Source organism: Vagococcus martis, assembly GCF_002026305.1.
Taxonomy (GTDB): domain Bacteria; phylum Bacillota; class Bacilli; order Lactobacillales; family Vagococcaceae; genus Vagococcus; species Vagococcus martis.
In genome coordinates this window covers 1,039,389-1,050,943 of record NZ_MVAB01000001.1, presented here as the reverse complement: position 1 = coordinate 1,050,943, position 11,555 = coordinate 1,039,389, and the positions used below count along the sequence as shown (strand labels likewise).

Sequence of the window (11,555 nt, the reverse complement as noted above, 5' to 3'; positions counted from 1 at the left end):
ATAAAAATGTTTAAAGTATGCATAGTCGGTCATGGGAATTTCCCGTCAGGTGTTTGTTCAGCCTTAAAATTATTATCAGGAAGTAATGAACAGTTACACTATTTTGATTTAGATCACAATTTAACTCATGGAGAGTACGAACAACAATTAACAGCCTTTTTAACAGAAAATGACAATGTCTTGATTTTTGCTGATATGACAGGGGGCGCACCTCATCAAATCGCGACACGTTTGTTATTAGAACTAGGCAAAAAAAATCAATTTATCTTATCTAGTGTGTCATTAAATCTCATTTTAGATTTATACATGAAAAACAGCATGGGTATTTTAACGACAGATAATGTTTCTGTTGAGTTGTCAAATAGTATGGCTGAAAGCAAAGAAATGTTGATGGTAATGCCTGATGTTTCTGAAGAAAAAGTGGAAGATGTATCGGTTACTGAAGAAGAAGGTATCTAAAACATGAAAACAGTCGGGATTATCTTACTCATACTGCTTGTCATACTTTATGTCGTTGTTTTACCCCTTGCAAAGAAAAAATATCAACAAAAGCAATTAGTTGATATGCAATCTTTTTTAAATGAATTATCAGTTGGTGACCAAGTCATGATGAATAGTGGGATTATTGGAAAAATTAGTCGAATTGACGAACATATTGTTCATCTAAAAATAGCTAAAGATACCATTATTCGAGTAGATAAACACTCACTCATTGGTCGATACAACGAAGAAAAATAATCAAGCAAAGAAGTCACGATAACTCTATTATATAGATGAACGTGGCTTCTTTTTGTTAGAGGAGACGAGAGAATGAAGAGGACATTTTTTGATAAACAAGAGCCAAATATCATGTTGATGCATGCGAATAGTCAGTTATTATTAGAAAACAAATTTCAATTTATTCACCCATATGATATGGAACCATGTCAGGAAATCGTAGACTTTGGGTCAACAATAGATTGGTACTGTGTTCCATTTGAAGATGAAGAGTGGAATTATATGCTTAATCGTCAAGAATATTTACTCGATTTGTGTATGAGTTTTGATATTTCTGGCGATATTTGTTATCTACAAAAAGGAAAAGACTTAGTGTTAGACTGGATTACTAAAAATCAAACGACCGAAAATTGGCGAACTATAGATACAGGAATTCGTTTGATGTATTGGGAGATTATGATTCACTATTTGGAACAAGAATCGATACTGAGTGTGTCTGATAATGAAAAAATAAAACAGAGTATCTATCAACAATTAAACTATTTGGATGATGGTTATATCGAGAAATATGATTTGAGTAATTGGGGGATATTGATTGTAACTGGATTTTTTATCGTCTCTCATCGTGCGAGTGACATGTGTGAGTCAAGTGCATACCAACGCATGCTAAGTCGTTTAACACATCAATTACACCTACAAATCCAACCATCTGGTAATCACTGGGAACAGTCGCCACTATATTTTATGGAAGTGCTGCGAAGTATTGTATGTATCCACCAAAGTGACGTAATAAAAGATCATCCCATACAAACATTATTAGAAGAAAAGATATTGTCTATGTATTATTTTATGCCACATTTTGTGACACCAGAAGGCACGACTATTTTACAAGGGGACACAGATGAGATGAGAATAGATGATGTGATACAAACTCTATCGCTACTCTACCAACAATCTTTGCCGCCGCTTTTTTACAATCATGTAACGGTTGATTATTTACTTCTTTACTTTAGTCACCGTGAGATAGATTATTCAACATGGGAAAAAAATAAAACTCAGTGTGTAGATAGTGAATTTCCTAAGACAATAACGGATCATTTTACAGGAAATTATTATTACCATGATGATTGGGATTTTACGTCATCGTACGCCCATTTATACAATGGCCCATTAGGTAGCGGACATGGGCATCTTAGTTTAGGTCACATTGATGTCACACTTGGTGGTGATAATATCTTGGTAGATAGCGGACGTTTAACTTACGTTGAGTCACCGCTTAGATATTTATTAAAAGAAGCACCGCAACACAATACCGTTGCGATAAATAGTCATCCATTTGGGGAGGTCGTGGATTCATGGGGATTTGAAGGTGTTCCAACAAGTTTATCTAACCGTGTCTATGAAGATGATGGTTTTTGGGCCGTAAGAAGTGCGTATATTGACACTCAAGTTAATGGAGAGTTTAAAGTCGTGCGGACAGTATTATACATAAAAGAATTAGATAGTTTTATCATTTTAGATCAGGTTGTTGATATAGGAGATAATGCATTTTCTAATATGACGCGCTATTTTAATTTAAATCCAAAGATAAAAGCACGAAAAGAACAGGATCAAGTTAGCTTGGATATAAAAAATAAGCGATACTATGCCCACTTCAGTGAAGAATCAATACATGTAGAAGAAAGTCTTTTTGCCCCAACATATAACGATTTAGTTGTTAATGAAAAAATTGTGGCAACAAGTAGTCAACCAACCCAATATACTGTTCTGACTAAATACAGTAATGCTGTAGTTAAGGAAAATCTAGTACAAAAAACTGATAATAAGTTATTCTCAGAGGAAAAATGTTACGGAATGGCAATCACAATAGATGGACAAGAGTGGTTGATTTATTCGATGGTTGAAGACACGTATTCAGGACACAAATTATATAAAATCGATGGGTATCCAGTATATGGACAATTTGGTGTTGTGAAAATAGATAGAAACAATGAAGAGAATTATATGAGATTGTTTTAAAAATCAAGTCACCACTTTACTATGCTTTAAGCCGTAAAGTGGTGGTTTTTAGTATTGTTTTTTTGAAATAGATAGCCCGTAATCAAATAAATACATGAGTATTAACACAGTGTGATAAACATAGTCAATCCAGCTCCTAAAGGACGGAGAAAGGAATCATTTGTTTTTCTTGTGGTAAATAGATGTTTAAAGTACGTCATTAAAACACTCCTTTTCATGGTTATATTATAGCAGAATAATTTTCAGTTTATGTGTAGAAGATATTGTTAAAGAAGACAAAAAACCATCAAGCTATTTTAAAAATAGCTTGATGGTTAGATTTTAATAATTAAGCTAAAATACCAAATGCACTAAGCGCAATTGAAAGGATTAAGATAATCCAGATAACGCGTGTAGAATTTAGTTTCTTTTGACCAAGCATCCAGTAAGTTAACATAACTAGTAAAACTGGAACTAAGGCAGGTAAGATAGAATCAAGTGTATCTTGGATAACTAATTCAACACCATTTTTCTTATAAACCATAGGCACACTAGCTTTGATAACTGAAGGAATCAAGGCACCAATAACTGTTACCCCTAGGATAGTCGCAGCATTTGTAAAAGCAGCTAATTTGTCTTTTAATGTTGTAACTAATTTAACCCCTTGTTTGTATCCCATTGGAAGTAGTGCAGCACGACCAAATAATAAAGCAATATTTGCAACTATCCAGATAAGACAGCCAACGACTGATCCATTTTGTGCAAGCGTTCCAGCGATAGAACCAAATACTGTTCCCCAGATTACGTGGAAGAGTGAATCCCCAACACCGGCTAATGAGCCCATTAAGGCCGTTTTAAGACCAACGATAGTATCTTTAGCAGCATAGCCATCTTGTTCTTCAATCGCAACATCAATCCCCATGATTAAGTTACCGAAAATTGCATTAGTATTGAAGAATTGGTTGTGAGTTTTCATCATATCTTTAAATTGTTCTTCATCATCACCATAGAATTTTTGAAGTGCTGGCATGATTCCGTATAAATATCCAGAACTCATCATACGTTCGTAGTTCCAGTTTAACTGACTTCCTAAAATATAGCGCCAGCTCATTGTTGTTAAATCTTTTTTAGTTAATTGTTTGCTATTACTCATCTCCATCAAATCCTCCTTCTAAACTAGTAGAGTTGTTTGCCACAGCGGCTTCTCCAACAGACCCTTTAGTTGAATCACGTTTGAAAACTAAAATAGCTGCAACAAGTCCGATGATAGTTACTCCTAACATAGGTACTTGCAAGTATGCTACAAAGAAGAAACCTAATAATAAGAAAGGAATGTATTGTTTTGTTGGTAAGTATCGTAAAAGAATCGCAACCCCGACTACAGGTAATACGCCACCGGCAGTTTTAAGTCCATTCATTAACCATTCAGGAATCGCATTTGTGATAGCAATAACGGCATTATCACCGATTAAAAGCATTAGTAAAATTGGGATCGCACGTGAGAATCCCCATAAGAATGATCCGGAAAGAACTAAACGAGAGATTTTTTTCACTTGTAAGTTATCAATCGCGTTATCAATTTTATGTAGTAAGAACACGTTACAAAAACGAGCGATAACATCTAGTTGTAACATCAACAGTGACACGGGAACTGCAAGTCCGATGCCATATTCGGCACCTTTACCTGAAATAATCGCAAATGCAGTACCCAGTACAGCACCAGTGAAATAATCGGGAACAGATGCCCCGCCAAAAGCGGCAATCCCTAAACGCATCAATTGAAGTGTCCCGCCAACCATTAAACCAGTTGTTAAATCTCCCATAATAAGACCAGAAATCATACCAGCAATTGCAGGTTGAGTTAATGTGTTTGAAATAAGAGAGTCATTAATAGCAATAAATGCATAAATCGTAATTAATATAATTTGAAATGTTCCTAAACTGTGCATAATTATCCTCCTTGTAAAGCATTATTTTTTTAACGATCTAATTTTTCCATAAAATTAATGATTGGATCATTTGGTACTAATTGAGCAGTGATGTCAACTCCGTGTTCAGCAATTTTGTGAAATACTACTTCTTCATCTATAGTGACTTTAATACTTTTAGTGACTTCACGTGCCCCGTTTTTATGACTCATATTACCAACATTAATGCGATTAATGTTGCCGCCTTCTTCAATAAATCTTAAGACGTCAGTAGGGTTTTTGAACAATATGAACAAACGTTGTTTACCATATTTTCCAGAATTGATATTTTTTACGGCATTCTTAATGGTTAAAACAGATAAACGCATAGATGTTGGAGCGGCCATACGAAGAGATGATTTTTGTAACGGGTCTGTTGCCGCCTCATCGTTAATAACAATGATTCGTTGTGTATTTAAGCTAGTTGACCAAATTCCTGCAACTTGTCCGTGAATCAATCGCTCATCAATACGAATGTTGACAATATTTTCCTTTCCTTTGAACTCAGCATATTTGTCTAAATCAATGTCATTTCCCTCACCGATATGAGTGCTTTGTTCAAGTTGGTTTTTAACATTTACGACAATTTGTTTAGCACTTCCAATTAAATTCTTCGTTGTCGCTTGCGTATTGAGTGTGGCTTCTACAACTAAAGGAAGCGACATACCTGCGATGATATCAACATCTTCATCTTCCGAATATTGAGTCAGAGCAACATTACAAGGTGTTCCACCAAGTAAATCTGCGATAATTAGTTTTTTACCATTTATTTTGGACATGATTTTTAATAAATCGCTTTCAAATTGTTTGTCATCACCATCATCTTTTAATGAGACAACATGGACCGATTTTTGTTTTCCCGTAATCATTTCTAAACTATGTTTGACTCCTTTGGCCATATCACCATGACTGACTAAAATGATATCTTTCAATTGAATCCCTCCTATTTAACTTCAAGTTAACAACTTAACATGTTAGGTTTTTACAAAATAAATATATCATTAGTTAAACAATATGTAAACACTTTCTTTCTTTATTTTATAGAAAAAATGATGTATATTATTATTAATAACTTAACATGTTATGGAATCGTTTATAGAAAGGGGTTGAAATGATGATTCCAAAGTATCAACAAATTAAAAATGATTTATTAGAAGAAATAAGAAATCATGTGTTTGTGCCAGGGGATAAGTTTTATTCCGAGGCGGATATTAAAAAACGTTACTCAGTTAGTTCGATTACAGCAGTCAAAGCATTGAATGAGCTGACATCTATGGGGTATTTATACCGGATACAAGGTAAGGGGACATTTGTGTCGAAAGCTAAGATATCTAAAACAGTTCGTTTTTCTGATATTGAAAACCATTCATTAGATACTGAAAAAATAGATGTTTTATCTGTAACAAAAGAGAATCAACCAGATGTATTGCAAAAACTCAAACTATCTAAAAATGATAGTTACTATAAAATTGTACGAGTGCGTTCATCTGAAGGAATTCCATTTATTTTAAATATCACACATTTACCAAAAAAATTAATGAAAGAGCCTATCAGTACAAATTTATCCGAGTATCAAAGTATTTATGATCGAGTGCGAAAAGATTTTGGGATAGACTTATTTACACAATCATCGGTTGAAACAAATGAGATTGTATTTCCTGAAGATGCGTTTATTACTAATGCATTAGAACTAAGCTTTAGAGAACCGGCTGTTCTTCAAGAAAAACAAACATTTTTACCAGATAATAGTGTGGCAGAGTATATCGTTAGTTACAAACATTGGAAGTCGTTTAAAACAAAAATAGAAGTCGAGGCAGAATAACTGCTTTGACTTCTATTTTTTATACATACACTGGTGTATCTGAAAATGTCACATTAGTGATGTGTTTACCTTCTGTTTCGAAAATAATAATTTCATTTTCTCCAACATTAAGAAATTCTTTCGGACAATACAGTGAAAGATGAGGTCCTTTATCCCAGTAACGACCTAAATTGATGCCATTCACAACAACAACTCCTTTTCCATACGCGGAACAATCGATATAAGTATCCTTTACATTTTCTAAATTAAAGGTTGATTGATAAAATGAAGGATGAGAAGGGTTTGATTCTTTGTCAAAATCAATCGCAGCTAGTTGTTCTTTAGATAAAGTCAACGGGTAGTGCTTAAATCCTTGATGGAAGTGGATATCATACATCACACCACCACGAATTCCTTTCATTTGTGTTGTGTTATTTAGCTTGTAACCATAATTAACACGACCTAGATTTTCAACTAACACATCCATATGAATGGTATCTGAATCAGGATTGCCTTGTAGCATGAGTTCTTCTCCGTTTGTTTCCTGATATTGAGTGGCTATGAGTGATTCGTCAGCATATATTTTAAGACGATCACTAGCTTCGATAACTTTAAATTTATTTTCATGATGATAATTCTTTAACTCGAAATCATAAAGCAAGTACCCGTACCCTGAGCTAGCTTGTTCCATCGTTAAAGGATATGAAGAGTAAGTTGATTTGACGATGTCGTCTTTTGTATGGAAAAGTGATACGCTTTTATCAATAGGGAAAGAACCTACATTATCTAACTCTTTTACACGAGGTTCAGCTTGCCAAACGTCAGGACAGACTTTTTTGATTGCTTTTTGTACAAGGTAATACTTTTCAGTTGGTTGACCACTTTCGTTAAGTAGTGCATCATAATCATAGCTAGTCACTTGTGGTAAATCAGTATTTCCGCGAGCAGAACAACCATTGTAAAAGCCAAAGTTAGTGCCACCATGAAACATATAAAGATTAATAGACCCCACGCTCAGCATGTCTTCAACCTCATCAGCTAAGTCTTGTGGGTCACGTTTAATAATGTCATTTCCCCAACGATTGAACCAACCATCCCAATACTCCATAGAAATAATGGGCCATTTTTTATTGTGCTCAGTTATAAAATCTTTTAAAATAGCAGCATTCTTTAATGATTGACTACCAAAATTTCCTGCGACAAAGACATCTTCATCAATTAATGAACCAGCATCTAAAACCTCTTTCCATGATCCATCAGAAGTAAATAAAGGCACATCAATTCCATAACTTTCCACTATTTTTTTTGTAGCTAATAAGTATTCTTTTTCCATGCCGTAAGATCCATATTCGTTTTCAATTTGCATCATAATGACAGGGCCACCTTGAGTAACTTGTAGTGGTCGAAGTTTTGGTAATAATTCATGATAATAATTTTCTACTTTTTCCATGAAAATTTTGTCAGTCGAACGTAATCGAATTAACCCATCTTTTAATAGCCAAGCTGGTAATCCACCAAATTCCCATTCAGCACAAATATAGACAGACGGACGTAATATCACATATAGCCCCATTTCTTGAGCCAATTCAACAAATGCGACGACATCTTTCATACCGCTAAAGTCAAATGTTCCTTCTATAGGTTCGTGAATGTTCCAAGGAATATAAGTTTCAACAGTATTTGCACCAAGGGCTTTTAGGTTGTATAAGCTATCTTCCCATTGATTTTGTGTCATACGAAAATAATGAATAGCCCCACTAATAATCTTTATAGGCTTTCCATCTAATAAAAAATCTTCTTTGATTTCAAAAGTTTGCATTATATTTCCTCCTTTACCAGTATTTCTCCCAGTTAGGGTTTGCTAAGCTCATGAGTGCTTCTAAGTAAAAATAATCTCCCCACAAGTTTGGTTCATCGACACCTTTTCCTTCTTTATGAGAATAAACACCATGGAGTAATAGTCCTTCATTATCAGGCTCGTTTTTTGATGTATAGTCTTCTCCTAATTTGTAAACCATTCCTTTAGCTAATTCTTTAGCATGAGGGTAGGCGTTTTGTTTGTCGGCTTCAAGTAGTCCGGTTGCAGTAATCGCAAGAGAAGAGCTATCTTTGTCAGAAGGTTTGTCGTCTGTAAAATCATAGTCCCAATAAGGTACCAAATCTTTTGGTAACCCATCAATAAACACATCCACAATAGGTTGATAAATCGAAGGGAATTCTTGAGAAGGGTTTAGTCTTTCGAATAAAGGAATCCCTAAAATTGCCCAACTTTGTCCACGAGCCCAGATAGAGTCATCTGCATTTCCTTGTCTAGTGGCACCGTATGTTGGCAAGCCTGTTTCTGTATCAAAATAAAATGTATGATAAGTAGAATAACTTGGTCGTACCACAGTGTTCAACAGTGTCTTATAATGAGCTTCAGCAATTTGTTTATACGTGGTGTTCCCTGATAAACGATAAGCTTCAATGAGGAGAGGTAGGTTTAGTAGTGAGTCGATAATGAGTCGATATTCACCAGGGTCTCCATATTTACCCCAAGCTTGTATAAAGCCACCTTTTTCGTGATAGCGAGCAGATAACACATCAGCAGCTTGAAGTAACTGTTTTTTGTAATGTTCATTCTGAGTTATTTTGTATCCAGCACCAGTCGATAAACTGTATAAAAATCCAATGTCATGGTGGTCCAAAATAAAATGGCCATCTAGTCTTTTTTGAAAATTATCGATATTTTTTTGTGCCAAGTTTTTGTATTTGTCATCATGTGTCCATTCGTAAGTCATCCACAACATGCCTGTCCAAAAACCATTCGTCCAATCGTCATTTTCTTTAATTCGATAAACGCCATTTGTTGCACAGGCTGATGGGAATTTCTCGCCATATCGTACCATATTTTGCCCAATTTTTTTTACACACCAGTTAATTTGTTCTGTAAGCCATTCGTTTGTCACATTTTTACCTAGTGACATCAACGCTTGTTTGTTATCCATTAAATCACCCCTATATGTTAACATGTTAAGTCACTGCCATTGTACAATAAATAATAATGAAAATAAAGCGTTTTCTGAACTAAGTTATCTACCCTTGACATTTAATAACAAATAATTGATAATATAAGTGGTTACTACCAGTTGGTATTAAAAGTGGTATTAGGAGGGGAACATGGAAAATAAGAAGCAACCATTATATGGTCAACTAGTCGATGAATTAAAAGAATCTATTGAAAAAGAACATCAAGCGCATGATTTATTACCATCAGAAAGAGAGTTAGCAGAGATTCACGGTGTTAGTCGAACAACCGTTAGATTAGCTTTACAAGAATTGGAAAATTTAGGGTTTATCTATAAAAAACATGGTAAAGGAACGTTTGTTTCTGGTGTATCAAATAGCATTTTAAACCTAACAGGAGCCTACAGTTTTACAGAACAAATGAAGTCTTTAGGAAAAGAACCCTCAACCAAAATTTTAGAATTTTTAGTTGTTGAAAGTAATAATTATTTAAGTGAACAACTGGGAGTACATAAGGGAAGTCAGTTAATTAAAATGAAACGATTAAGATTAGCCGATGGGGAGCCAATGATGTTAGAAAGAACGTATTTACCATACAAACGTTTTGAAGGGTTAACAAGTGAGATGTTGGAAGACAAGCCAATGTATGATGTGTTTTATGACACATATAATCAACGAATAAAATATGCAGAAGAAGAATTTTATGCCAGCTTTGTGAGTGATAAAGATGCCGAATACATTGAAGTCCCAATAGGTTCAGCGGCCTTAAACTTAGTCAGAAAAACAGTGAATCAAGAAAATGAAATCATTGAATACACATTAAGTGTGGCAAGAGCCGATCAATTTAGATACAAAGTATTACACCATAAAAATTAAATGAGAAGGAGTGCTTTACATGTTAGATTGGACCAACCAACAGTTAGAAGAGATAGGTGCAGTGATTACTACAAATGAAATTAAGCAACAGCCAGAATTATGGAATGAAACACTTGAAATTTTTAATTCCCATAAAGAAAATTTAATGGCTTTTTTAGAAGGGTTTAAAAAAGAAACAACTGAAAAAATTCGTGTGATTTTTACAGGAGCAGGAACGTCTGCATACGTGGGAGATGTCGTTAAACCACATTTAACACGTTATGGAAATACATCTGATTTTATTTTTGAAGCCATCCCAACAACTGATATCGTGTCAGCACCTTTAAATTATTTTAAAGAAGATTCTCCAACGTTACTTGTGTCTTTTGCAAGAAGTGGAAATAGTCCTGAAAGTGTCGCGACGATAGATTTAGCCAATCAAGTTGTAAAAAATGTGAAGCATTTGATTATTAGTTGTGCTCCTGAGGGAAAACTTGCAGTGAATGCTAAAGATGATAAACATTCTTTTGTTATGTTAATGCCAACTCGTTCGAATGACCAAGGGTTTGCTATGACAGGAAGTTTTTCTTGTATGACCTTGGCTGCTTTATTAATCTTTGATTTGGTTCACACTGATCACGAAACGATTGTATCAACGATGGTAAATATGGGAAAACAAGTAGTTACAATGGAAGATACGCTGTCTAATGTTGTAGCACAAGATTTCAATCGAGTTGTTTATTTAGGATCTGAGAGTCTATCAGGATTAACAAGAGAAGCTCAGTTGAAATTACTAGAATTAACAGCAGGAAAAATCGCGACAGTCTTTGATTCTTCATTAGGGTTTAGACATGGCCCTAAATCATTTGTGGATGATAAAACATTAGTATTTGGGTTCATTAGCAATGACACATACACTAGTCAGTATGATGTGGATATTTTGGAAGAAATTAATGGAAACGCTATAGCAGTGGAAACCATTGCTTTATCACAAAATAACACACAATATAGCGGAAAAAATATCTCGCTCACAAATGATTATCAATTGGCGGACGGATTTTTAGCGTTGCCTTTAGTGATGATTGCACAAATCATTGCCTTATTAACATCAGTTAAGGTTAAGAATAAACCAGATACACCATCACCTACAGGGACAGTTAATCGCGTTGTTCAAGGTGTTACGATTCATCCATTTAACTAATACGAAAGAG

General features: G+C 34.6%; 11 protein-coding genes. 6 read left to right on the top strand and 5 right to left on the bottom strand.

Features of this window, described 5'->3' with window-relative positions; genetic code table 11:
* The first annotated feature begins 6 nt into the window (after positions 1-6).
* The 3 genes from BW731_RS04990 to BW731_RS04980 all read left to right on the top strand — a co-directional run bounded on the left by BW731_RS04990 (position 7) and on the right by BW731_RS04980 (position 2,736).
* Entirely contained in the window at positions 7-459 is a 453-nt protein-coding gene (locus BW731_RS04990; protein ID WP_079346278.1) for a PTS sugar transporter subunit IIA, read from the top strand.
* A gap of 3 nt (positions 460-462) precedes the next feature.
* Positions 463-738, top strand: coding sequence for a preprotein translocase subunit YajC (gene yajC / locus BW731_RS04985; protein WP_071456087.1), 276 nt, complete (start codon positions 463-465; stop codon positions 736-738).
* A gap of 72 nt (positions 739-810) precedes the next feature.
* Entirely contained in the window at positions 811-2,736 is a 1,926-nt protein-coding gene (locus BW731_RS04980; protein WP_079346276.1) for a heparinase II/III domain-containing protein, read from the top strand.
* A gap of 328 nt (positions 2,737-3,064) precedes the next feature.
* Here the strand turns inward: BW731_RS04980 and BW731_RS04975 are convergent, their stop codons facing one another.
* The 3 genes from BW731_RS04975 to BW731_RS04965 are packed head-to-tail and all read right to left on the bottom strand — an operon-like array spanning position 3,065 to position 5,614.
* Positions 3,065-3,874: a PTS system mannose/fructose/sorbose family transporter subunit IID gene (locus BW731_RS04975; protein ID WP_079346274.1), complete on the bottom strand. Its 810-nt coding sequence runs from the start codon at positions 3,872-3,874 to the stop codon at positions 3,065-3,067.
* On the bottom strand, positions 3,861-4,664 hold the full coding sequence (locus BW731_RS04970; RefSeq protein ID WP_079346272.1) for a PTS mannose/fructose/sorbose/N-acetylgalactosamine transporter subunit IIC: 804 nt from the start codon (positions 4,662-4,664) through the stop codon (positions 3,861-3,863). Before BW731_RS04970 ends, BW731_RS04975 begins: the two co-directional genes overlap by 14 nt.
* A 29-nt stretch (positions 4,665-4,693) precedes the next feature.
* Positions 4,694-5,614: a PTS mannose/fructose/sorbose transporter subunit IIAB gene (locus BW731_RS04965; RefSeq protein WP_079346270.1), complete on the bottom strand. Its 921-nt coding sequence runs from the start codon at positions 5,612-5,614 to the stop codon at positions 4,694-4,696.
* Between the two features lie 182 nt (positions 5,615-5,796).
* Here BW731_RS04965 and BW731_RS04960 point away from each other — a divergent pair, with 182 nt between their 5' ends.
* Positions 5,797-6,504: a GntR family transcriptional regulator gene (locus BW731_RS04960; RefSeq protein ID WP_079346268.1), complete on the top strand. Its 708-nt coding sequence runs from the start codon at positions 5,797-5,799 to the stop codon at positions 6,502-6,504.
* Positions 6,505-6,523: 19 nt separating this feature from the next.
* Here the strand turns inward: BW731_RS04960 and BW731_RS04955 are convergent, their stop codons facing one another.
* Complete coding sequence (locus tag BW731_RS04955) at positions 6,524-8,302, bottom strand: glycoside hydrolase family 35 protein (protein ID WP_079346266.1); 1,779 nt, start codon at positions 8,300-8,302, stop codon at positions 6,524-6,526.
* 13 nt (positions 8,303-8,315) lie between these two features.
* The gene (locus tag BW731_RS04950; protein WP_079346264.1) at positions 8,316-9,470 is read right to left on the bottom strand and encodes a glycoside hydrolase family 88 protein; all 1,155 of its coding nucleotides are present in this window, start codon (positions 9,468-9,470) and stop codon (positions 8,316-8,318) included.
* Between the two features lie 172 nt (positions 9,471-9,642).
* Between BW731_RS04950 and BW731_RS04945 the strand changes: the two genes are divergently transcribed.
* Positions 9,643-10,365 (top strand): GntR family transcriptional regulator, encoded by a 723-nt coding sequence (locus tag BW731_RS04945; protein WP_079346262.1) that lies wholly within the window; start codon positions 9,643-9,645, stop codon positions 10,363-10,365.
* A 19-nt stretch (positions 10,366-10,384) separates the two neighbouring features.
* Positions 10,385-11,545, top strand: coding sequence for an SIS domain-containing protein (locus BW731_RS04940; protein WP_079346260.1), 1,161 nt, complete (start codon positions 10,385-10,387; stop codon positions 11,543-11,545).
* Positions 11,546-11,555 lie beyond the last annotated feature (10 nt).

Coding starts and splice junctions, on each gene's coding strand:
- BW731_RS04945 (WP_079346262.1), top strand. CDS start 9,643: ATGGAAAATAAGAAGCAACCATTATATGGTCAACTAGTCGATGAATTA.
- BW731_RS04960 (WP_079346268.1), top strand. CDS start 5,797: ATGATTCCAAAGTATCAACAAATTAAAAATGATTTATTAGAAGAAATA.
- BW731_RS04980 (WP_079346276.1), top strand. CDS start 811: ATGAAGAGGACATTTTTTGATAAACAAGAGCCAAATATCATGTTGATG.
- yajC (WP_071456087.1), top strand. CDS start 463: ATGAAAACAGTCGGGATTATCTTACTCATACTGCTTGTCATACTTTAT.
- BW731_RS04970 (WP_079346272.1), bottom strand. CDS start 4,664: ATGCACAGTTTAGGAACATTTCAAATTATATTAATTACGATTTATGCA.
- BW731_RS04950 (WP_079346264.1), bottom strand. CDS start 9,470: ATGGATAACAAACAAGCGTTGATGTCACTAGGTAAAAATGTGACAAAC.
- BW731_RS04975 (WP_079346274.1), bottom strand. CDS start 3,874: ATGGAGATGAGTAATAGCAAACAATTAACTAAAAAAGATTTAACAACA.
- BW731_RS04990 (WP_079346278.1), top strand. CDS start 7: ATGTTTAAAGTATGCATAGTCGGTCATGGGAATTTCCCGTCAGGTGTT.
- BW731_RS04940 (WP_079346260.1), top strand. CDS start 10,385: ATGTTAGATTGGACCAACCAACAGTTAGAAGAGATAGGTGCAGTGATT.
- BW731_RS04955 (WP_079346266.1), bottom strand. CDS start 8,302: ATGCAAACTTTTGAAATCAAAGAAGATTTTTTATTAGATGGAAAGCCT.